We start from the raw sequence: 22,170 nt of genomic DNA on the forward strand, positions 1-22,170 counted from the left end.
CCGAAGGGGCGAAGAGGCAGCCAATGTTCAAACGATCCGATCAGGACAGCAGACGATCCGTGCACATCGTCGTGGACGGGGCCGCCGTCGCGGCGCGCGAGGGCGATACGGTGTCCGCAGCGTTGCTCGCCTCCGGCCGTGACGTGCGCCGCGCGACCGCGGTGAGCGGCGCGCCGCGCTTGCCCTATTGCATGATGGGCGTGTGCTTCGACTGCCTCGTCACCATCGACGGCGTCGGCAATCGGCAGGGCTGCCTCGTGCCCGTCGCCGAGGGCATGCAGATCGAGATCCAGAAGGGCAAGCGGGAGATCGGCCGATGAACACGACTGCCAGGCGCGAAAGTTATGATGTCGTGGTGATCGGGGCAGGGCCCGCCGGGCTCGCCGCCGCCACGACCGCGGCCGAGGCTGGCCTGTCGACGCTGCTGCTCGACGAGAACGCCGGTCCCGGCGGCCAGGTCTGGCGCGCCATCGCCTCGACCCCGGTGACGGAACGCGACCATCTCGGCGCCGACTATTGGGCGGGCGCCAAACTTGTCGAGGCGGTGCGATCAAGCGGCGCCGAAATCATCCACCGCGCGACGGTCTGGAGCCTCGACCGCAATCTCGAAATCGGCGTGTCGCTCGGCGGCGCGTCGTTCTTCGTCAAGGCGCGTCGTGTAATTCTGGCGACGGGCGCGCTGGAGCGGCCGTTTCCGATTCCCGGCTGGACCCTTCCGGGCGTGATGACCGCAGGCGCCGCGCAGACGATGCTGAAATCGTCGGGCCTCGTGCCGGACGGGTCGACGGTGATCGCCGGCCAGGGGCCGCTGCTGTGGCTGCTCGCCGCGCAGATCCTACGCCTCGGCGGTCGTATCGACCGCATCCTCGATACGACCGAGCGTCGAAATTATTTTGCCGCGCTGCCTCACGCCTTCGCCTTCATGACGTCGCCCTATTTCGCAAAGGGTTTTGCGTTGATGAGGCAGGTGCGCGCCAAAGTGCCTGTCGTGTCTGGCGTCACCGAACTCGCTGCCGCCGGTGACGGCGAGCTCGCAACCGTAACCTATCTGTCCGGCGGCCGGCGCGAGACTGTTCCGGCCGAGTTGCTGCTGCTGCACCAGGGCGTGGTGCCCAACGTCAATCTCGCGATGGCAACTGGGATCGAACATCGCTGGGATGATTTGCAGCTGTGCTGGTCGCCGGTGCTCGACCGCGACGGCAACACGTCGGTCGAAGGCATCGCGATCGCCGGCGACGGGGCCGGGATCGGCGGCGCGGAAGCCGCCATTGTCCGCGGCCGTATCGCCGCACGCGCTGCGGTCGAGGCGCTGGCGCCCACGGCTGCTGCCAGGCTCGCGCCGATGGCAACCTTCAGGGGTGCGCTGGTAAAGGCTGAGCGCGGCCGCATTTTCCTCGACACGCTGTTCCGTCCGGCCCCGCAATTTCGCATCCCCTCTGGCGACACCATCGTCTGCCGCTGCGAGGAGGTATCGGCCAAGGACATTCTTGACGCCGTCGCGATCGGTGCGACCGGTCCCAACCAGCTCAAGGCCTATCGCCGCACCGGCATGGGTCCCTGCCAGGGCCGGCTCTGCGGCCTGACCGTCACCGAGCTGATGGCGCAGGCCCGCGGCAAGACGCCTCAGGAGATCGGCTACTACCGGCTGCGTGCGCCGGTGAAGCCGATCACGCTGGCGGAACTGGCGGCGGTGCCGAAGACCGATGCCGACGTCAATGCGGTGGTGCGCGGATGACCAAGCTTGCGGATGCCATCATCATAGGTGGCGGTATCCACGGATGCTCGACCGCGCTTCATTTGTGCCTCGCCGGCATGAAGCCGGTGCTGATCGAGAAGGACTATGCCGGCCGCCACGCTTCGGGCGTCAATGCCGGCGGCGTCCGCCAGCTTGCACGGCATGTCGCCGAGATCCCGCTCTCGATCCGCTCGATGGGAATCTGGGAGCGGATCGAAGCGCTGGTCGACGATAGCTGCGGCTTCGAAAGCCACGGCCAGGTGCTGGTCGCCGAGAACGCCGCCGAATTCGATGCCTGTCGCGCGCGCGTCGCCGAGCTGAACGCGCTCGGCTTCACCCACGAGGAGCTGATCGATGGGCCTGAGCTGCGGCGGCTGGTGCCGGCGGTGGCGGAGACTTGCCCCGGCGGCGTGGTGTCGCGGCGCGACGGCGCGGCCGAACCGGCCCGAACCACCACCGCGATCCGCCGCAAGGCCGAAGCGCTCGGCGCAACCGTCGTTGAGGGCGTCGCCGCAACCAACATTCGAAAGCAGGACGGGCTGTGGCAGGTTGATGTCGGTGCCGATAGCTATGCGGCGCCGGTGCTCGTCAATGCCGCCGGTGCCTGGGCCGGCCGCATCGCCGCTGATCTTGGCGAGCCGGTGCCGGTCGAAACCGTGGCGCCGATGCTGATGATCACCTCCCGCGTGCCGCATTTCATCGATCCCGTCGTGATCCTGCGCGGCCGCAAGCTGTCCTTCAAGCAGTTCGCCAACGGCACGGTGCTGATCGGCGGCGGCCATCTGGCGACGCCGGACCAGGATCGCAACGAGACGGTGCTGGACTGGCGCAGTCTCGCCATCAGCGCCCGCACCGTGTTCGAATTATTTCCCGTGATGCGCAGCGCCACCATCGTGCGCGCGTGGGCCGGCATCGAGGCTCGCACAAAAGACGAACTGCCCGTCTTCGGCCCGAGCGCCCGCCACGCAGGGCTCTATCACCAGTTCGGTTTTTCGCTGCACGGCTTCCAACTCGGCCCCGGCGCCGGCGCCGTAATGACGGAGCTGATCGCGAGTGGCGGCACCCAGACCCGGATCGGCGATCTCGGCATCGAGCGCTTTCATTCTTCCACACCCTAGAACCAAGATGAGGACATCATGAACATCATCCGCAACATCCGCACCCCGATCATGCACCGCGCCGTTGAAGCCAACGGGTTCGTCTTCGTCGGCGGCACGATCGCCGACGACACCAGCGTCTCGATGGGCGAGCAGACTCGCAACATCCTCGGCAAGATCGCGGGCTATCTGAAGGAGGCGGGCACGGATCGATCGCGCGTCGTCAGCGCCTCGATCTTTGTGACGGATCTCTCGAAGAAAAAGGAGATGGACGCGGCCTGGACCGAATTCTTTGGCGACAATTTGCCGGCGCGCGCCACCGTCGGCGTGGCCGATCTCGGTGGCGGCGCCTTGATTGAGGTCGTGGTCACCGCGCTCAAGGGCTGAGGCGCGCATTTCCCTCTCGTTTCATCGGCTGACCGGTGAAACGAAGGGGACCCGTGCGGGTTGCGGTTATTCTTCCGCTGGGCCGGCAAGGCTGCGACGGAGGCGCTGGGTTTCGCGCCACGTCTCATGAGCCTGTTTGCCAAAACGAGCGAGCCTGGCTGCGACCTGCATGATGATGAGTGTGACCATGGCTATCGGCCCGCCCTTGAGAACAAGCGATCGATTTGGCGCTCGGCATCATCTGACAGTTGTTGCAGCCCGTGGTCGGTAACGTACGTCTCAACGGCGCGGGCAGCCCGTCGCTCATTGGATTCGATACGAGCGCGCAACAATCTTGCAAAAAATGAAGTCTTTTCGGTCGGGGCAGAAAGCCAGGCCCCAGTGGTTAATACGTTCGCCATTAGATGGCTCCTTTTCGGAGTTGTCCTTGGGGCGAATTTCCTACCTGAGCCAGAGATAAGGGGTGCTGCGCGTAATGCGAGATCAAATTACGCGCATCATGCATGAATTTTTGCCGCATCATGCGAGTGACGATGCGGTCACATCGCGCGACGCCAATCCAGCGGCAAAGGTTAACGGCGCGCTAACTTCCAGCCGCCATTCCCAATCGGCCGATGCCCGGAAATTTCAGCGCCGGCCGGCGAATATCGAACCCCAGCACCGCGCCGAGGAAATTGATCTCGAAGCCTTCGATCCATCCGACGGTGAGGCCGAGATAACCTCCGAGCGACGCAAAAACGCCGGTGCCGGAAGCCGTCAGTCCGAATGACTTGCCCTCGTAGGGATAGTCTTTCCCGATCGCGGTGGGCGGCAGCACGGCCATCAGTTCGGGGACCGCATTGAGGACGGCCTGCACGAACGTGTTGGAGTTCGGACCCGGCCACGGGCTGTAGTCGCCATAGGCCCGGAATCGATAATTTTCGACGACGTGACGGATCTTGGGAATGAGGCGACTTGCTTCCTCACCATCGACCGCGACGATGGTTTCGGGGGTGGCGCCGAACCAGCGCGCATCGGCCGCGAAGCCGTTGGTCCGGATCGGCTCGCCCCAGGCGGTGTAGTCATAACGGGTGTAGGTCGCGGCGTTCGGCTCCTTGATGACGATCCAGGTGTGGATCGCGAAGATCGCCTTCCACCGCAGCGTGCGCGCGCCATAAATGCGAATCACCGCATCGGGATGGCGGGATGCCTCGGGCAAAAGCCCGGCGCTGGAGCGGTCCGCCGTCTGCCAGCCCCCGCGGGGTTCAGCGGAAAAATAGCGGGCCGCCGATACACCGATCGGGAAAAAAACCAACGACAGGAAGATGATGACTAGTTTGATCAAGGGGGCAGCTGGCGTGATTGATAGGACGGACTACGATCCCTCATATAGTCCGCAACTTTGTTTGCGCCAGTTTGGTACCCGGACTGGGCCCGGACAAAAAATCGCGAAAACAACCCCATGCAACGTAGAACGGGCTCCTGGTCACGCCACCCGGGCTGCGCTGCGTCCCGTTAGGCCAGATTGTGAACCCATGCCTCCGGATAAAGCGCATAAGCGTCGCCACGGCGTGCAAGGCGCGAAAATGCGGGGAAATGCAGGTGCATCCCGGCGATCAAGATGCCGTCTGCGCTGACGCGATCGAACATGCGTTTTCGTGAGGCCGCCGCCGCGGCGAGGTCGGTGTCGAAGGCCATGCCGGCTTCGGGAAACGCGGTCTGCACTTCCGGCACGTGCACGGTGTCGCCCCAGATCATCAACTGATCATTATCAGATGCAATCAGATACGCGGTATGGCCCGGCGTATGCCCGAGGCTGGGTACTGCGGTCACGCCGGGAAAAACCTCGCCGTCTCGAAACAGACGCGTGCGTTCCCTGTACGGTTCGACCTGCTCCCGGCCGGCGCCAAAATAGAGCTGCCTGGCTCGCTCGTCGGCCTTGCTCATCTCGCCATCGTCAAACCAATAGGCCTGTTCGTTTTCGTGCATGACCAGTTCCGCGTTCGGAAACAAGCGTTGGCCGTTCGACATGTCGGTCAGGCCGGCGGAGTGATCCGGGTGCATGTGCGTGAGCAGCACGGTGTCGATCGATTTCGGATCGATGCCGGCTGCCGCAAGATTACGCTGCACGTGGCCGGCGGTCGGCTGCAGATAATTGCCCGATCCGGTGTCGACGATCGCGATACGACCCTTCGAGTGGATCAGGAATGTGTTGACGCTGGTTCGCCGCGCCGGCCGGAATGCGTCCTGCAGGATTCGGCGTGCTTTCTCGACGTCGACGTTGCGCATCACCTCGAGATTGCCGTCGAGATAGCCATCGCTGATCGTGGTGACGACGATGTCCCCGATCTTGCGATGATAGACGCCGGGAATTTGCTGTGCGGGCTGCGAAGGCATGTTGGAAGACCCTGTGCAATGGAGGAGGGGTGCGATCAGGCATCGAGCGTCTTGAGGAACGCGTCGATGCAATCGGAAAACAGATCAGGCGTTTGCACCGCCATGTAGTGGCCTGAGGGAATTTCGACGTAGCGTGCCCCGGGGATTGTTGTGGCCGTGGCTTCCGCGAGTGCGGGCGGGCGCACGCGGTCAAAACTGCCGCCGATCACGAGCACGGGACAGCTCAGCCTTGTCAGTTCGTCCTGCATGTCGAGGCCGGCCAGCATGCGCCAGATCGTGGCATAGCTCGCGGGATCGTTGCCGAGCCACCGCGCCCGGTATCGTTCAAAGCGCGCGATGTCGCCGCGCAGCTCCGGCGCATAACCATTCTGCATCGAATCGGCGACGGCGAAAGCCATGCCGGCGGCCTCGATCTTGAGGAGCCGTTCAAGCGCTGCCGCGCGACGCTCCGCTGCGACGCCGGTGGCCGGACTGCTGACCGCGACCGCGCTGGTGCGCTCGGGGTATCGGGCCGCGAAATGAAGTGCGATTGCGCCGCCGAGGGCGACACCCGCCAGTGCGACCTTGCCGGCGATGCCGAGCGCGTCGAGCAGGCCTGCGATGTCGTCGGCCATCGTATCGATGCCAAGCTCGCCGCGCACCTTCTGGGACATTCCCGCGCCTCTGGTGTCGTAGCGCAACACCCGACGCGCTTCCGAGAACCGTGGCACGACGTCGTCAAAACTTTCGAGTGAGCCAGCCATTTCGTGCACCAGCACCAGGGTGCGGTCACCCTTGCCGCTGAGTTCGTAGCGCAGCCCGACGCCATCAAGTTCGATGAAATCCATTACAAGTTCCCGGCTTCTTTTTTGACACCTGCCAACGCACCAACAGCGCACGGCGTGCGCTGTTGGTGGTCGATTGGCGGCGAGGGCCGTTACGAAACGGTGACTGCTACCCGAGCTTGGTCGCTGAGCGCGACAGCAGTTTCCAGTCGGATCCCTGCTTCTGCCAGTTCATCAGGATGTGGAGGTTGGTGGCGCTCTTCTTGCCGTCTGCGACGGCTTCCTGCTCGCCGAGCCAGTGGAACCGGACGATCGCGGCCGGGCCGACGACGCGGATCGCAGGGTCTTTATAGGTCAGCGACAGCCACTTCGATTTTCCGCTGGTCGCGCCGGCGATGAAGGCCGCCTTGTCCTCGACCCGGCCGTCGGAGTGGCTGTAGCTGAGTTCGGCTGCGCAAAGCGCGGCGAGCCCCTCGGCGTTGGCGGCGGCCTGCGCGGTGCGGAAGGCCTCGAGGTTCTTGGCGACCGCATCTTCATCGGCGCCGGCGAAGGCTGGCATCACGCCGAGAAGTCCGATGGCGAGTACCGGTAACGCAAGCTGACGACGATCGATGTCCATGGATTTCCTCCGTTGTTATGGTTTTTAGTCCGTGCGTTGTGTTCTGCTGGCCGGGACTCGCGATCGGGGCAGGAGCCGGCCTGCGGACGCACGCGGTTGCGGTTTCCGCAGGACCGATTGAAACACAGGGTTGTGTCTTCTGAAAGTATTATCAGCGGTGTGCGCTGCGAGAGAAAGCGAAGTCGCTCCCATAGCCCGCGCCAGATTTGCAATTTTGGTGCTTGCAATCTGGCGAGCGCCAGCGCCAGGCGAGCAGAGGTCTTCGAATAGTTCTACGGCGGTTGTAAAAATTCTGCCGCCATGCAGATCAGAATCAGACCAGCGCCGTCGGCTTTGGCGGATGGGCGGTCCGGGGATGATGATCGTGCAGGTAGGTTGCGAGCGTATTTGCAATGACGCCGTCATCGACGGCAGCCGCAAACAGCATTTCCTGGGCGTCGCGCGACAGCTCCGGCCACACTTTCAGTGCTGCGTGGCCGAGCAGCGCAGCGAACTTGTTTTCGTCCATCTCAAAACCTCAAGCGGTATCGAAAGCCGGGCAAGCGCCGAAGGCCGCAGATTTCTCTGCGGCCTTGATGCGTGGCGAACTAGATCCTACCAGCGCGGTCCGACGCCGAATCCAACACCGACTCCGCCCGGTCCCACGCCGATACCGACGCTCGGGCCGTCATTGTAATAGCCGCGGCGTTCGATGTATCGCTCGCGCGGAGCGTAATAATTGTAGCTGTCGCCGTATTCGCGCTCAACGACGACGCGGCGGCCGCCGCGGGTACGGTAGCATTGGCCATATTCGTCGCAGACCATTCTGACATGTTCGATGCCGTTATCAGGCATCACGGCAATGCCATTCGAGAGCGGTGCGGCGGTTGCGCCGGTAGCGAGCAGGGTGCCGGCGCCAATCGCGAGCACGACGATCAATTTCTTCATGACTGAACTCCTTCGGGTTTGATGATCACCAACCCGACGAGTTGCCGAATGTTCCCGGATTCGGAATGTTCCCGGCCACTCAATATTTGGCATTTGGGGTCGCGGAAATCGGAACCCTGCGAAGCAATGCGCCGCGACCAGCGCAGTCGCTTATGCCGGCCGCCAGGCCTGCACCGCCCGACGGGCGCCCACTTCGTAGAGCTGCGCCAGCGCGCGCGTCACGGCGTCGCGCAGGCGGGGGTCGTTTCCAAATTCGCCGAAGATCGAACGAACGTCGAGCAATGCGGGCGCCAGCCGATCTGCGACCGGGCCGGCGTTTTTGGCGATCGCGGCCAGTTCCGCCGCGAGGGGATCGCGCACGTCGATCGCCTGTCCCTTTTCATCGCTGGCCGTGATGTAGCGCATCCAGCCCGCGACGGCGAGCGCATGCGTATCGATCGGCGCGCCCTGCCGCAGCCGGTCCTGCATCGTGCCGAGCAGCCGCTGCGGCAGCTTCTGCGATCCGTCCATCGCGATCTGCCAGGTACGGTGACGCAGGGCAGGGTTGGCAAAGCGCTGGAGAAGCGAGGCGCTGTATCCCGCCAGATCGGTCCCCTCTGGCATCGAAAGCGTCACGGCGGATTCTTGCATCACGCCATGGGCGAACGCCGCAAAACGATCGTCGGTCATCGCGGCGGCAATGGTCTCATGGCCCGCGAGATAGCCGAGATAGGCCAGCGCCGAGTGGCTGGCGTTGAGCAGCCGCAGCTTCATGTATTCGAACGGTGTCACATCAGTGACGAGCTGCACGCCGGCGCGGGCGAAATCCGGCCGGCCGCCCGGAAAATTGTCTTCGACGATCCACTGCGTAAATGGTTCTGTGATCACCGGCCAGGCGTCGGTCATGCCGAGTTCGGACGAGACCGCCGCGCGATCGGCGTCGGTGGTCTCGGGCACAATGCGATCGACCATCGTCGACGGGCAGGCGGCGTGATCGGCGATCCACTTGCCGAGTTCGGGCGACCGCAGCTGAGCGAACTGCGTCAGGATCCGTTTCACGGTATGGCCATTGGCCGAAAGATTATCGCAGGAGAGCACAGTGAAGGGCGCGATACCGGCCGCGCGGCGGCGCGCCAACGCGGCCACGATGAATCCCGGAGCCGATCGCGGTGCATCCGGGTTTGCAAGGTCGTGGACGATATCGGGATGCTCAGCGTTGAGTTCGCCGGTCTGCGGCGTGTGGCAATAGCCTTTCTCGGTGATCGTCAGCGAGACGATGCGCGTGGCGGGATCAGCCATGCGCGCGATCAATTGCGCGGGGTTGCGCCTAGCCACTTCCGTCTGCAGCACCGAGCCGATGATCCGGTGTTCGGTGCCCGCGCCGGAGCGAACGGCAACCGCATAGAGACAATCCTGCGGGGCGAGGGCGTCGTAGGTGTCCGAACTTCGAAGGCTGGCGCCGATGATTCCCCAGTCCGTCGCGCCGTTTGCGAGCAAATCGTCGATCACGACCGCCTGGTGCGCGCGGTGGAACGCGCCGATTCCGAGGTGGACGATGCCCGGTGTGACGCGTCCGCGGTCGTAACCGGGGCGGCGGATATGGCCGGGAAGCCGGGCGAGGCTGGCGTTCGAGAGGCGCAAATCGGCCTCCTTTGGGTTGGAATGGCGGAATTTTCGCCATTTCCCTTGACATGGCGTGCCCGCAAGGTCAATGTTTGGTCAATTGGTAAGGCCAATTTACCAAAAAAACCGACCCACGAGGTCGTTCGGAGGAAACAGCGTGCCGTTAGAGGCAGTGGAAGCGCGACGCCTATACCGCCAGGTTGCCGATCAGCTGCGCGCCTTGATCGACAGCGGCGAATACGCCGTCGGCTCCAGGCTTCCGACCGAACGCGATATCGCCGAACAATTGAAGGTCTCCCGTCCCACGGTGCGCGAAGCGCTGATCGCGCTCGAAGTCGAAGGACGCGTGCGCATTCGGGTCGGCTCCGGAATCTATGTGGCCGAGCCGGCCGCGCTCGCTTCGCTGTTGCCGGCCTCCGCGATCATCGAAGGGCCGTTCGAATTGCTGCGCGCCCGCGAATTCATCGAAGGCGCCATCGCCGAACAGGCGGCGAGGGTGGCGAAGCCCGAGGATATCGCGCGCATCGACGCCTCGCTGCTGGCGATGGCAAACACCCAGCATCCCGGCGACGCCTCGATGATCCACGACCGCGCGTTCCATGTCGCGGTGGCAGGCAGTCTCGATAACGCCGTGCTGGTTCGCGTCGTCGGCGACCTCTTTGACCAGCGGCTCAATCCCTATTTCGCCAAGCTGGCGCATTATTTCGAGAACCCGGAATCCTGGGGCGCCGCGCTCAGTGAGCACCAGGCGATCCGCGACGCCATCGCCGCGCGCGATCCCGACGCCGCGCGCACCACCATGCGCGAGCATCTGGCGCGTTCGCAGGAACGCTTTGCACAAAATTTTGGAACCGAAGCCGCATCGCCTCGCGCGCAGGCCAGGAGCGGCTGAACTGGCATTCGAACGGTTCGGCCAAAAAGGCCGAAGCGGTTGAGTAAGAAAAGCAAATGTAACAATGGAGGAGATTTCAATGTTGAAGAAATTGACGATTGTACTGGCGGCTTCCGCCGCCGCGCTTGTGGCCGCCACCAGCGCCGGCATGGCGCAGACCAAACTCAAATGGGCGCACGTCTATGAGACGTCCGAGCCGTTCCACACCGCATCGGTGTGGGCCGCACAGGAGATCGGCAAGCGCACCAACGGCCGCTATGCGATCGACGTCTACCCCGCCTCGCAGCTCGGCAAGGAAGCCGACATCAACCAGGGCCTTTCGCTGGGCTCGGTCGACATCATCATCTCCGGCTCCAGCTTCGCCGCCAAGAGCTTCCCGCCGATCGGCGTGACCTACTATCCCTACACGTTCCGCGACGCCGATCATCTGCTGGCCTACACCAAGAGCGATGTCTTCAAGGATCTCACCAAGGGTTATGAAGACAAGACCGGCCACCGCATCGTGGCGGTGACCTATTACGGCGTGCGTCACACCTCGTCGAACCGCCCGATCAAGGCCTGCGCAGACATGAAGGGCCTCAAGATCCGCGTGCCCGACGTGCCGGCCTATCTGGCGATGCCGCGCGCCTGCGGCGCCAACACCGCGCCGATCGCGTTCGCCGAGGTCTATCTGGCGCTGCAGAACGGCACCGTGGAAGCCCAGGAAAATCCGCTCACCACCATCGAGGCGAAGAAGTTCTACGAGGTGCAGAAGCACATCGTGCTGACCGGTCACATCGTCGACCACCTCAACACGATCATCTCCGGCGGGCTCTGGAAGAAGCTCAGCGAAGAGGATCGCAAGATCTTCACCGAAGTGACCCAGGAAGCCGCCGCCAAGGCAACCGGCGAGATCAAGGTCAACGAGGCCAAGCTGGTCGATTTCTTCAAGCAGAAGGGGCTCACCGTCACCGAGGTCGACAAGGCCGCGTTCCGTGACACCGTGATCAAGACCACGAGCTTTGAGAGCTTCGACTACCGCAAGGCCGACTGGGATCGCATCCAGGCGGTGAAGTAAACCGACGGGCTTTTACCCCTGCTTGCCGCGTCCATCGCGGCGGGCAGGGGCGAGCCACCTCGAGCCAGTTTGGAAAGAAAGCCCAACTCCATGGCTGAAGTGCACAAGCAGATCACGGCGGAGGAGATCGCCCATACGTTCGAGGACGAGGCGCCGAAGGGCGCTGACCTCAGTCCGTATGCGTTCGAGGACTGGCTGGCGCTGGTGATCTTCTGGATCATGGCGCTGTGCGTCTTCCTGCAGTTCTTCACCCGCTACGTCCTCAACGACAGCTACGCCTGGACCGAGGAGATCGCGACCTATTGCCTGATCGGCGTGGTGTTCATCGGCTCTTCGATGTGCGTGCGGCTGTCGCGGCACATCCAGGTCGACCTGGTGTTCCGCTATCTGCCGCATGCGGTGGGGCGCGCGCTCTCGACCGCGATCGACCTGATCCGGATCGCGTTCTTCGGCTATGCGATCAAGCTGGTCTGGGTCTACATCCAGATCATCGGCGAAGAGCGGATGACGACGATCAAGATTGAAAAAGGTTTTGTCTATTACGGCGTGCTGCTCGGCTTCGTGCTGATGTTCGGCCGGTCGATCCAGATCGCGATCGAAAACTGGCGGCGCGGCTATTCGATACTGGAGCGCCCCGGCGCGTTCGACGGAACGGAAGGGTAGGGCGATGCTGCTGCTGCTTGGGGCATTTTTGCTGTTGATGCTGGTCGGCCTTCCCGTCGCACTGGCGATGGCGGTGTCGTCGCTGTTGTATATTCTCGTCACCGGCATCACGCCCGACGTGACGCTGGCGCAGCGCATGATCGCGGGCGTCGAGAGCTTTCCACTGCTCGCGGTTCCCTTCTTCATCCTCGCCGACAACCTCATGAACATCGCCGGCGTCACCGGACGCATCTACAGCTTTGCGGTCGCATTGGTGGGCTGGATGCGCGGCGGCCTCGGCCACGTCAACATCGTCGGCTCGGTGATCTTTTCCGGCATGTCCGGCACCGCGATCGCCGACGCCGCAGGCCTCGGCACCATCGAAATCAAGGCGATGAAGGACCACGGCTATTCGACGGAGTTTTCGGTCGGCGTGACCGCGGCGTCCGCGACGCTTGGCCCGATCATCCCGCCGTCGCTGCCGTTCGTGATTTACGGCATGATGGCGAACGTCTCGATCGGCGCGCTGTTCCTTGGCGGCCTCATTCCGGGCGTCGTCATGACCTTGATGATGATGGCGACCGTGGCCTATTTCGCCCACAAGAACGGCTGGGGCAGCGATACGCCGTTCTCCTGGCGGCAGATCGGCTCGGCCGGGCTCGAAATCGTGGTCGTGCTGTGCTTTCCGCTCGCGGTCTGGCTGCTGGTGCTCGCCGGGCTCTCGGTCAACATGGCGGTTGGCATCGGGCTCGTGGCGCTGCTGGCGCTCGACTGGTATTTCGATTTCTCCGCCGTGATGGCGTTGATGGCGCCGGTCATCCTGATCGGCGGCATGACGCTGGGCTGGTTCACGCCGACGGAAGCCGCGGTCGCCGCCGTGATCTGGTCGCTGTTCCTCGGGCTGGTGCGCTATCGCTCGATGACGTTGCAGACGGTGGCGAAGGCGACGTTCGATACCATCGAGACCACGGCATCCGTGCTGTTCATCGTGACCGCGGCCTCGATCTTCGCCTGGCTGTTGACGGTGTCGCAGGCGGCGCAGATCCTGAGCGACGCGATACTCGGGATCACCCAGAACAAATGGGTGTTCCTGCTGCTGGCGAACATCCTGATCCTGTTCGTCGGCTGCTTCATCGACACCATCGCGGCGATCACCATCCTGGTGCCGATCCTGCTGCCGATCGTGCTCAAGCTTGGGATCGACCCGATTCACTTCGGGCTGATCATGACGCTCAACCTGATGATCGGCCTGTTGCACCCGCCGCTTGGCATGGTGCTGTTCGTGCTCGCCCGCGTCGCCAAGCTCTCGGTCGAGCGCACGACGATGGCGATCCTCCCCTGGCTGGTGCCGCTGCTGCTGGCGCTCGTCGCCATCACCTACATCCCGGAGCTGACGCTCTGGCTGCCGAAATATATGGGACTTGCCAAGTGATAGGACTCGCAAAATGACATCGAAGGCTTTGGCTGCAACACTGTTTGGCCCCGAGGATCTGCGCATGGTCGAGCGGCCACTCGATCCGTTGGCCTCTGGCATGGTGCGGATTCGCTTCGGCGCCGGCGGCATTTGCGGCTCCGACATGCATTACTACCGCCATGCCCGCACCGGGGATTTTGTCGTCACCTCGCCGCTGGTGCTCGGCCATGAGATCGCGGGCGAGGTCGTCGAGATCTCGGGCAGCGCGCCCGGCCTGAAGACCGGCGACCGCGTCGCCGTCAATCCGTCGCGCTGGTGCGGCCATTGCACGCCGTGCCGCGAGGGGCGGCTGAACCTGTGCGAAAACATCTTCTTCATGGGCTCGGCCTCGAAGACGCCGCACATGCAGGGCGGATTTTCCAGCCTGTTCGACGCCATTCCCGCGCAATGCGTCAAGATTTCGGACCATGTGACGTACCAGGCCGCGGCGCTGGCCGAGCCGCTCGCGGTCTGCCTGCACGCGGTCGCCCGCGCCGGCGACGTCAGGGGAAAGCGCGCCGTGCTGTTCGGTTCGGGCCCCATTGGCCTGCTGACGATGCTGGCCGCGCGCCGCGCCGGCATTGCCGAAGTCACCGTCGTCGATATCGCCGCCGCGCCGTTGGCGTTCGCAACGCGGCTCGGCGCCAACCATGTCATCGACATCTCCAAAGGCGATGAAGCCCTGAAGGCGGTGGCGCCTTACGACGTGGCGTTTGAAGTGTCCGGCACGGCGGCCGGCCTTGCCAGCGCCATCGGCGCGGTCAGGCGCGGCGGCGTCGTCGTCCAGATCGGCAATCTGCCGGGCGGACAAATTTCGACGCCCGCGAACGCGGTCATGGCCAAGGAGATCGACCTGCGCGGCTCGTTCCGCTTCGGGCCAGAATTCATGACCGCGGTCGAACTGATTTCCGACGGCAGCGTCGATGTGCTGTCGCTGGTGACGGCTGAGCGTCCGCTGTCGGTCGCGCCCGATGCGGTTCGCCTCGCGCTCGACCGTTCGCAGAGCGTCAAGGTCGTGCTGACGGCGCAGTGACCGGAAGATATTCAGGAGAGTTCCCATGATGCTGCAGGGATGGCGGTGGTACGGACCGGATGATCCGGTGTCGCTCGACGATATCCGCCAGGCCGGTGCCACCGATGTGGTCACCGCGCTGCATCAGGTGCCGATCGGCGAAGCCTGGACGCGATCAGGCGTCGAGGAGCGCAAGCACATCATCGAGAAAAGCCAGCCCGGCCGTTCGCAGCTGACCTGGTCGGTGGTGGAATCGATTCCGATCCCCGACGACGTCAAGCGGCTCGGCGGCAAGGCCACGCGCTCGATCGAGGCCTGGATCGCCAGCCTCGAGGCGGTGGCCGCGGCCGGCATCAAGATCGTCTGCTACAATTTCATGCCCGTGGTGGACTGGTGCCGCACCGATCTGGAATGGGAACTGCCGAACGGCGCCAAGGCGATGCGCTTCGACCAGGAACGGTTCGCGGCGTTCGATCTGCACATCCTGCAGCGTCCGGGAGCGGCGGCGGAATATTCGGAAAGCGCGCGCGCCCGTGCCAAGCAGCTTCACGCCGGGATGACGCAGGCCGATATCGATGTCCTCGTCACCAACATCGCCAGCGCCTTGCCGGGATCGACCACCGATCCCCTGACCATTCCGCAGTTCCGCGACCGCTTGCAGCAATATAGCGGCATCAATTCTGGCGTGCTGCGCCAGCATCTGATCGAGTTTCTCGCGCGCGTCACGCCCGTCGCCGAGCAACTCGGCGTGACGCTGACGCTGCATCCCGACGATCCGCCGCGGCCGCTGTTCGGCCTGCCGCGCATCGCTTCATCGGCGGAAGACTATTCTGCGCTGTTCGACGCGGTTCCGTCCAAGGCGAACGGCATCTGCTTCTGCACCGGCTCGCTCGGCGTACGCGCGCAGAATGATCTGCCGGCGATCGCAAAGCAATTCGCGTCGCGGATCGGCTTTGCGCATCTGCGGGCGACCAAACGCGAAGCCGACGGCCTGTCGTTCTTCGAATCCGACCATCTTGACGGCGACGTCGACATGATCGCGGTGCTCAAGGCGCTGCTGACCGAAAACCGCAAACGTTCGGCGGCTGAAAAAATCATATTCCGGCCGGACCACGGCCATCGCATGCTCGACGATCTCGCCGAGACCAAGCGCACCAATCCCGGCTACACCGCGATCGGCCGGCTGCGTGGGCTGGCCGAACTGCGCGGTGCCATCCGCGCCATCGAGCACGCCGGCTGATCAACCGCAGAACCATCGCGCGATCAAGCGGTTCCCGCTTGACCGGTCGCAACCGCTGATTGGCCTGACACCAGACCCTCTATCTCGGCTTGACGGTTGCGGCGATCATTCTCCGCAAGCTGTGGCCTGCTTTTGGCCGGCCGTACGGGCTGGCGCCGTGCGACGGGTCGGGCCATGTTAGGCGAGATGGACCGGAGCGCGTGACGGGGATGAAAGTTTTGCGGTGCGGCAGCCTGTATGCTCGGCCCGCGATCGGGCGCGGCAGATGAAGAGCACCGTCAAAACCAAAATGGGCCTGCGCAAGGCCGCTTCGGCCGCGCAGTTCGATTGCGCGACTGCGTTCCAGAAAATCGCGCAGGACTGCGTCGGCAAGGTCAGGCTACATCACAGCAGCGCCTGCGCAGGCGATGCCGAAGCCGTGCATCAGATTCGTGTTGCCATTACCCGGCTGCGGTCCGCCGTGTTCTTCTTCGCTTCGATCGTTGTCGATGCCGAATGGCGGCGCTTGAAGAAAGAGCTTGCATGGCTGAACGGCTCGCTCGGCGCCGCGCGCGACAGCGACGTGGTCGTGGAATATGCACGCCGCAAACGGTACCGGGACTGGGCGCAACGCATGATCGGCGAGGATCTCGAGGCGCATCAGACGCGCGATCATCGCCGGATGGTTCACTGCCTGCGTTCGCCGCGATTTCATGACCTGATCGAGGCGATGTCCGGCTGGATCGGGGGCGGGTCATGGCTGCCGCGTTGGGAGCGGATGCTGCGCCGCAAATCCGCAAGGCCGCTGAAGGCCTATTGCAAGCGCGAGCTCAATCGCTGGCGCCGGCAACTGATCCGCAAAGGCCGGCGGCTCAAAGCCCTCGGCGCATCGGCTCGTCACCGGCTGCGGATCAGGGCGAAGCGATTTCGCTACATGCTGGAGGCGCTGACGGGAATCGTCCCGGTGTTCGGCCATGGCGAATTCCGCCACGTCCACACGCCGGCGAAACAGCTGCAACGCACGCTCGGCGATCTTCGCGATCTCAAGCGCTTCGCAAGGCCCGGACTGTCGGCTCAAGGCGATGATCCCGGCCAACGCCGGCCACCGGGCTATCGCCGGCAACGGCAAAAGTTGCGGAGCGCCGCGATATCGGCCTATCGCGGTCTCAAGGAAGCAGGGGCATGCTGACGCACGCTTGATCGTCGGCTATGATGCCCAAGTCCAGATCGGTTTACCCGCAATGCCTGACGGCTCCGCTACGGCCCATACCTATCGTCCGAAACTCGCCACCGTGCTGGCCGAGGGATACAATCTTGGCCACCTCCGCCGGGATATGCTGGCGGCGCTGACGGTTGCGATCGTGGCGCTGCCGCTGTCGATGGCGATCGCCGTCGCCTCGGGGGTTTCGCCCGAGCGGGGATTATATGCCGCCGTCATCGGCGGCTTTTTAGTCTCGGCGCTCGGCGGCAGCCGCTATCAGATCGGCGGCCCGGCCGGCGCGTTCATTGTGCTGGTCGCGGCCACCGTCACCAAGTTCGGCCTGGAAGGCCTGTTGCTGACCGTCTTCCTCTCCGGGTTCATGCTGGCCCTGATCGGCCTGCTGCGGCTTGGCGCGCTCATTCGCTACATTCCGCACGCCGTGACCGTCGGCTTCACCTGCGGCATCGCGGTCACGATCTTTGCCAGCCAGCTGCGCGATCTCGGCGGCCTGAAATTGCCAAGCGCCGAACCCGGACCGTTGCTGCCCAAGCTTGCGGCACTCGGTCAGGCGCTGCCGACCATCAGCCCGGCTGCACTTGCGGTCGGCATCGGCTCGGTCGCCTTGATCTTCCTGCTGCGGCTGATAGCGCCGAACTGGCCGGGCATGCTGATCGTGGTGACGCTGGCCTCGGTGGCGGCATGGCTGTTCGGCCTGCCGGTCGAGACCATCGGCAGCCGCTTTGGCCAACTGCCGGATGGATTGCCGGGACCCCGGTTGCCATCGATCTCGTATGCGTCCGTACTCGCTGTGTTGCCGGCCGCGCTCTCCTTCACGCTGCTCGGCGCGGTCGAGAGCCTGCTCTCCGCCAAGGTCGCCGATGGCATGACGGGGCGCAAGCACCGCTACAACATGGAAGTCGTGGCGCAGGGTGTCGCCAACATCGCATCCGCACTGTTCGGCGGCATCAGCGTGACCGGAACGATCGCGCGCACGGCCACCAATATTCGTGCCGGTGCGGTCAGCCCAGTCTCCGGCATGATGCATGCGCTGTTCGTGCTTGTGTTCATGGTGGTCGCAGCGCCGCTGGCAAGCTTCATCCCGCTGTCGGCGCTGGCGGGCGTGCTTGTCGTGGTGTGCTGGAACATGGCGGAGAAGGAAGAATTCCTTGATCTGCTGCACGATTGGCGCGGCGCCGGCGTGCTGCTCGCCACTTTCGGACTCACGCTGATCGAGGATCTTACGGTCGGCATCATCGCCGGCTGTGCGCTGGCGGCGGCGTTCGCCATTTTCGACCGCGCCAGGCGGCAAGACCCGTCCCCCTGAGCAAAGCAAGGAAGCTGCCGTGCACATCCTTCGTCCGATGTTTGCCTGGGACCGCGATGGCGCGCTGCAATTCGCCGCCTCGCGCGGGTTCGGTGCGATGGTTGCGAGCGGCGCCGACGGCCCGATCAGTTCGCATGTGCCGTTCAGGATCAACCGGACGGGCGATGCCGTCACGGTGCAGTTTCACCTGACCGCACGCAACAGGCTGGCCGAACTCGCCGACGGCAAGAATTCGTTCCTGCTGATTGTGTGGGGTCCGGACGCCTATGTTTCCAACGACTGGTATGCGACGCCGGACCACGTCTCGACCTGGCTCTACGAGGCCGTGCATCTTTCCGGTCCGGTGCGTCGGCTTTCGATGGAAAGTAATCGCAGCCATGGCGACGTGCTCCTGTCGACCTTCGAGGAGCGGTTGACGCCGAAGCAGCCATGGTCGCTGTCATCGATGGAAGCCGCCAAGCGCGAGTCGATGCTGCAATCGATCGTCGTGCTCGAAATGGACGTGAAGCAGGTGGAAGGGCAGCGCAAGCTGAACCAGCACAAGTCAGATGCGGATTATGCCTCGATCACGCGGCATCTTTCGCAGTCGGACGACGCCGACGCCCGCGAACTTGCCGCCAAGCTGAAAGCGCTTCGTCCCCATCTCGAATACTAGCCGTCCGGCGACAGCTGGCGGCTGCGCTGGATCGGCGTTAATGTCTCCTGGGAAAAAAGGGAGCAAGTCGATGTGGCAGCGGGCGTTCTATCATGAAGGCATGAGCGAACTGCAGGACCGGTTCGACGGGCGGCGGGTGGCCGAGGCGATCGAGCGGCACCGCAAGCATTACGAGTTCTGGGATGACGAGAAGGCGCTGATCGAGAGTTCGCCGTTCTTCTTCATCGGCACTTCCCATGCGGATTATGTCGATTGCAACATCAAGTCGGGCGATCCCGGTTTCGTGAAAATCGTCGGTCCCAACGTCATCGAGTATCCGGAATATGACGGCAATTCGATGTACCGGACGCTCGGCAACCTGTCGAAAAATCCGAATGTCGGGCTGTTGTTCGTGCGCTTCGACGGCAAGAGCCGGCGCATGCGCATCAACGGCCGTGCGGCAATCCTGGACGACGCGGCGGCGATCGGCCGGCATTACGGCGCGCAGCTCGTGGTGCGGATCGAGTGCGAAATCTATCCGAACTGCCCGCGCTATGTGCCTGATCTCGCCGGCGCCAGTCCGTCGCCCTACGTTCCCCGCGAAGGCGAGGGGCCTCCGCCGCCACCGGAGTGGAAGGGCCGCGACTACATACGCGACATCCTGCCGGAGGGCGATCCGCATGCGGAGGTCGTCAAGACGGGTCCGCGTGAGAGCTGACCGGCTGCCCTAAGGCCGCGGCCGGTCGGCAACCGACGCCGTCACGTCAGGGCCAGGTTTGATGGGCCCGCTGACATATTTGTGGGAGTCGAGCGGATCGCACGTGACCGTGCGTGTCTTGTCGATTTCCTCGCCGACTGTTTTCGTCGTTGGCGCGAAGCTGCCGTCTTTTGTCTTGAGGATGATGGGTTCCCCCTGCAGGCAGAAATCGGGAAATGCAATGCCGTGTCCGTCCTGGCCTGCGAATTTTCCGACCAGCAGTTGGGATGCTTGCATTCGGGCGGCCGCCGATGCCCGCATCGGGCGTTTCGGATCGAACGGACGATAGCAGGGGTAATCAGGAAGCGATTGGAACTTGTACTTCACCGTGCATGCCGCCCCGCCGGTCTTCACGAAGGGCGCGTCGGAGGGGCCGTCCGCTGCGCGCTCAAATACCAGCGTTTCCAGACTCAATGATTCGGCGTTGGGACCGGCAGATCCGCCCGCAATTTCTGCACGCGAGAAAACAAGTTTGGTTTTTGGGAGTCCCTCGCGCGTTTCAAGCACAAGGACAGGTCGTGAGGCCCAGGACCGGTGCAGGTTTACGTCACTTCCATTCATCGTGAGCTTCACATCGCCGACGGCAGGGCTTTCTTTTTCAAAATCAATCATGCGGACACCGACCCCTTCCATCGAAGACTCCAGACTGAGGAAGCGGAGATCGTCTCGCTTGCGCGTGATCGGCATCATCGGATCAAAACGGTCGTCGATGTCAAACTTCACCGTCTTCTTGATTCTTGATCCCGAAGCCCTTTTTTCCTGGGAGTGCGCGGTGACATCGATCACCAGCATGGTTCCTTTGGACGAGTATTTGACGCCCAGGGCATTCTGGAGAAGCCTGACCGGCAGCAATGCCGGTGATGGTGCAATATCACGCGCGAACAGGATTTGCTGACCTGGACGGACGACCGCAAAGTTCTGAAAGGCGCCGAGGCCGGCGCCGCCGGAAACCTCCGGTCCGGAGAGGAGAATGCAATCGGCTTGGTCGTCGTTCTTTACCGTTTCTCGCTCGACCTTCCTGGACGCGGACCGCAGACAGAAGCTCAGGCTGCGATCATCTTCCCGCTTCGCGCTGATTGCGGCTGCAAAAATGCCATTTGCACTTGGTATCTCCATTGGAAGTGGTGAGCTCGCATACATATCGACCTCAACCATGGTAAGTTGGGAGCCCGCCTCCTCGGAGCAGAGGTCTCGCTTTGGCAATGTGTGGGTCAACAGCTTCGCCGCATCCGCCAGGACCAGGCAGGAGATGGTGTCTCCCGGATTGTTCCGCGTCACCCAGATCAGATGATTCTTGCCCGCACCATCGACCAGCAGATGCGGTGCGGCGTGATGACGTCGCGGCGGCAGCCAAACCGGACTGGTGTTGGATAGAATCTGATCTTCGCGCTTGAGCAAGGCGTCGGGAAGCCGCTCGATCCCGACCGATCGGAGTTCCGCGCTGACGTCGCTCCGGCGTTCGGTTGTTTGAAAGACCGGTACGTCCTTGCAGGTGACGCAGGTTACCGTAAGGTTTGATCGCTTGTTCTCGAATGTCAGAATGACTTGATCGGGCTCGTCCTGGTACTTCTCCCGATCGATGGATTTAAAGGGATGATCGACCACCCGGCTGACCAGGAATCCGCTGGAACGCCAGGGATCCGAATCGAATTCGAAGTAGGTCGATCGGTCCCAGGCGCGATAGGCGTCGGCGCCGCCGATACTCACGCCCGCCAGAACCATTTTTGAATCGGTCTCGCAGCGTGCCGCCTGATCCGCATCGTCGCCGTTCCGGATATAGAGGCAGAGCCGGAAAGCCGCATTCTGCATAATGCGATCGCAGTCGTTCTGGTTATAGCCGTAGGTGGCCAGGCCATGGCGATAGCAGAGGTCGTGAAACACGCACGCCTGCCGGAACCGTTGCAACACGAGATGGCGTCTGCCTTTATCGTCTGCGCGATGGTCGAAGAAAATGTTCGTCAGGGCAGGGAGGCTGCAGTTCAATCCTTCGCCGCTGCCGCCGATGGTGCTGACGACGTCAGGGCCGGATTGGAAGGAAGCAACGGTGGGTGGCATCTCGCTGTCGGAGACGTCATCGACGTTCTTGTAGATGGAGTTGACCATCGTCTGGTGAAGGAAAATCATGTCAACGAGTATGACCAGCACCGGAAGCAGAAGTGCCGTAACGCAGGCGAGCAATAATCCAACTCCAAAACGCTTCGACACAAAACGCTTCGACATGAGATCCCCCGCGCGCCAGAAGCGAGAAACGGCCGGACAGGCGTTTTGCTTCAAGCGCAATGTCCGTTCAGAACGCCGTTCGCGACTTCGCAAAATATGAGACGTATATCGGTGGAGAGAAGACAACCATAGGTTAGTGGCTTGTCAAGCGCGTGGCTTCACAAGGCGGCGCAGTCGGGGATTGCAATTGCGTGATCAGGACCTGCGCCGGATTGTCGCGTCGGCTCCTGCTGGACGCGTTTCTGCCTGGTC

At 63.4% G+C, this 22,170-nt stretch carries 21 protein-coding genes and 1 pseudogene; 14 read left to right on the forward strand and 8 right to left on the reverse strand.

Features of this window, described 5'->3' with window-relative positions; translation table 11 throughout:
• The first annotated feature begins 23 nt into the window (after positions 1 to 23).
• Genes JQ641_RS36415 through JQ641_RS36430 form a run of 4 tightly spaced genes read left to right on the forward strand, consistent with a single transcriptional unit; the run spans position 24 to position 3,219 of the window.
• Positions 24 to 320 carry a (2Fe-2S)-binding protein gene (locus JQ641_RS36415; RefSeq protein ID WP_212001941.1) on the forward strand — a complete coding sequence of 99 codons (297 nt, stop codon included), beginning with the start codon at positions 24 to 26 and terminating at the stop codon, positions 318 to 320.
• Positions 317 to 1,735, forward strand: a complete 1,419-nt coding sequence (locus JQ641_RS36420) for an FAD/NAD(P)-dependent oxidoreductase (RefSeq protein WP_212001942.1) — start codon at positions 317 to 319, stop codon at positions 1,733 to 1,735. Before JQ641_RS36415 ends, JQ641_RS36420 begins: the two co-directional genes overlap by 4 nt.
• Positions 1,732 to 2,853 carry an NAD(P)/FAD-dependent oxidoreductase gene (locus JQ641_RS36425; protein ID WP_212001946.1) on the forward strand — a complete coding sequence of 374 codons (1,122 nt, stop codon included), beginning with the start codon at positions 1,732 to 1,734 and terminating at the stop codon, positions 2,851 to 2,853. Before JQ641_RS36420 ends, JQ641_RS36425 begins: the two co-directional genes overlap by 4 nt.
• 18 nt (positions 2,854 to 2,871) lie before the next feature.
• Complete coding sequence (locus JQ641_RS36430; protein ID WP_212001947.1) at positions 2,872 to 3,219, forward strand: RidA family protein; 348 nt, start codon at positions 2,872 to 2,874, stop codon at positions 3,217 to 3,219.
• Positions 3,220 to 3,802: 583 nt separating this feature from the next.
• Here the strand turns inward: JQ641_RS36430 and JQ641_RS36435 are convergent.
• The 7 genes from JQ641_RS36435 to JQ641_RS36465 all read right to left on the reverse strand — a co-directional run bounded on the left by JQ641_RS36435 (position 3,803) and on the right by JQ641_RS36465 (position 9,525).
• Positions 3,803 to 4,543, reverse strand: coding sequence for a DUF3750 domain-containing protein (locus JQ641_RS36435; RefSeq protein ID WP_212001949.1), 741 nt, complete (start codon positions 4,541 to 4,543; stop codon positions 3,803 to 3,805).
• A gap of 170 nt (positions 4,544 to 4,713) precedes the next feature.
• Positions 4,714 to 5,595 (reverse strand): MBL fold metallo-hydrolase, encoded by an 882-nt coding sequence (locus JQ641_RS36440; protein ID WP_212001952.1) that lies wholly within the window; start codon positions 5,593 to 5,595, stop codon positions 4,714 to 4,716.
• Positions 5,596 to 5,630: 35 nt separating this feature from the next.
• Positions 5,631 to 6,422 (reverse strand): alpha/beta fold hydrolase, encoded by a 792-nt coding sequence (locus JQ641_RS36445; protein WP_212001954.1) that lies wholly within the window; start codon positions 6,420 to 6,422, stop codon positions 5,631 to 5,633.
• Between the two features lie 106 nt (positions 6,423 to 6,528).
• Positions 6,529 to 6,978: a nuclear transport factor 2 family protein gene (locus tag JQ641_RS36450; RefSeq protein ID WP_212001960.1), complete on the reverse strand. Its 450-nt coding sequence runs from the start codon at positions 6,976 to 6,978 to the stop codon at positions 6,529 to 6,531.
• A gap of 313 nt (positions 6,979 to 7,291) precedes the next feature.
• Positions 7,292 to 7,486 (reverse strand): hypothetical protein, encoded by a 195-nt coding sequence (locus JQ641_RS36455; protein ID WP_212001962.1) that lies wholly within the window; start codon positions 7,484 to 7,486, stop codon positions 7,292 to 7,294.
• An 86-nt stretch (positions 7,487 to 7,572) separates the two neighbouring features.
• Positions 7,573 to 7,905 (reverse strand): hypothetical protein, encoded by a 333-nt coding sequence (locus JQ641_RS36460; protein ID WP_212001964.1) that lies wholly within the window; start codon positions 7,903 to 7,905, stop codon positions 7,573 to 7,575.
• Between the two features lie 150 nt (positions 7,906 to 8,055).
• Positions 8,056 to 9,525 carry a mannitol dehydrogenase family protein gene (locus JQ641_RS36465; RefSeq protein WP_212001966.1) on the reverse strand — a complete coding sequence of 490 codons (1,470 nt, stop codon included), beginning with the start codon at positions 9,523 to 9,525 and terminating at the stop codon, positions 8,056 to 8,058.
• A 139-nt stretch (positions 9,526 to 9,664) separates the two neighbouring features.
• Between JQ641_RS36465 and JQ641_RS36470 the strand changes: the two genes are divergently transcribed.
• The 10 genes and pseudogenes from JQ641_RS36470 to JQ641_RS36515 all read left to right on the forward strand — a co-directional run bounded on the left by JQ641_RS36470 (position 9,665) and on the right by JQ641_RS36515 (position 19,659).
• Entirely contained in the window at positions 9,665 to 10,399 is a 735-nt protein-coding gene (locus JQ641_RS36470; RefSeq protein ID WP_212001969.1) for a FadR/GntR family transcriptional regulator, read from the forward strand.
• A gap of 79 nt (positions 10,400 to 10,478) precedes the next feature.
• Complete coding sequence (locus tag JQ641_RS36475; protein ID WP_212001978.1) at positions 10,479 to 11,456, forward strand: sialic acid TRAP transporter substrate-binding protein SiaP; 978 nt, start codon at positions 10,479 to 10,481, stop codon at positions 11,454 to 11,456.
• A gap of 90 nt (positions 11,457 to 11,546) precedes the next feature.
• On the forward strand, positions 11,547 to 12,119 hold the full coding sequence (locus JQ641_RS36480; RefSeq protein ID WP_192734950.1) for a TRAP transporter small permease: 573 nt from the start codon (positions 11,547 to 11,549) through the stop codon (positions 12,117 to 12,119).
• Between the two features lie 4 nt (positions 12,120 to 12,123).
• On the forward strand, positions 12,124 to 13,530 hold the full coding sequence (locus JQ641_RS36485; RefSeq protein ID WP_212001980.1) for a TRAP transporter large permease: 1,407 nt from the start codon (positions 12,124 to 12,126) through the stop codon (positions 13,528 to 13,530).
• Between the two features lie 13 nt (positions 13,531 to 13,543).
• Positions 13,544 to 14,584 (forward strand): L-idonate 5-dehydrogenase, encoded by a 1,041-nt coding sequence (locus tag JQ641_RS36490; protein ID WP_212001982.1) that lies wholly within the window; start codon positions 13,544 to 13,546, stop codon positions 14,582 to 14,584.
• 25 nt (positions 14,585 to 14,609) lie between these two features.
• Positions 14,610 to 15,803: a mannonate dehydratase gene (uxuA, locus tag JQ641_RS36495; RefSeq protein ID WP_212001985.1), complete on the forward strand. Its 1,194-nt coding sequence runs from the start codon at positions 14,610 to 14,612 to the stop codon at positions 15,801 to 15,803.
• Positions 15,804 to 16,068: 265 nt separating this feature from the next.
• On the forward strand, positions 16,069 to 16,971 hold the full coding sequence (locus tag JQ641_RS36500) for a CHAD domain-containing protein (RefSeq protein ID WP_212001994.1): 903 nt from the start codon (positions 16,069 to 16,071) through the stop codon (positions 16,969 to 16,971).
• Positions 16,972 to 17,023: 52 nt separating this feature from the next.
• Positions 17,024 to 18,271, forward strand: a pseudogene (locus JQ641_RS36505) (SulP family inorganic anion transporter); the annotation flags it as partial.
• A gap of 55 nt (positions 18,272 to 18,326) precedes the next feature.
• Positions 18,327 to 18,962 (forward strand): FMN-binding negative transcriptional regulator, encoded by a 636-nt coding sequence (locus JQ641_RS36510; protein WP_212001997.1) that lies wholly within the window; start codon positions 18,327 to 18,329, stop codon positions 18,960 to 18,962.
• A 70-nt stretch (positions 18,963 to 19,032) separates the two neighbouring features.
• Positions 19,033 to 19,659 carry a pyridoxamine 5'-phosphate oxidase family protein gene (locus JQ641_RS36515; protein WP_212002000.1) on the forward strand — a complete coding sequence of 209 codons (627 nt, stop codon included), beginning with the start codon at positions 19,033 to 19,035 and terminating at the stop codon, positions 19,657 to 19,659.
• Positions 19,660 to 19,668: 9 nt separating this feature from the next.
• Here JQ641_RS36515 and JQ641_RS36520 read toward each other — a convergent pair whose 3' ends face one another.
• Positions 19,669 to 21,972 (reverse strand): hypothetical protein, encoded by a 2,304-nt coding sequence (locus tag JQ641_RS36520; protein WP_212002001.1) that lies wholly within the window; start codon positions 21,970 to 21,972, stop codon positions 19,669 to 19,671.
• Positions 21,973 to 22,170 lie beyond the last annotated feature (198 nt).

Origin of the sequence: Bradyrhizobium sp. JYMT SZCCT0180 (assembly GCF_018130165.1) — a bacterium.
In the GTDB taxonomy this organism is placed as follows: domain Bacteria; phylum Pseudomonadota; class Alphaproteobacteria; order Rhizobiales; family Xanthobacteraceae; genus Bradyrhizobium.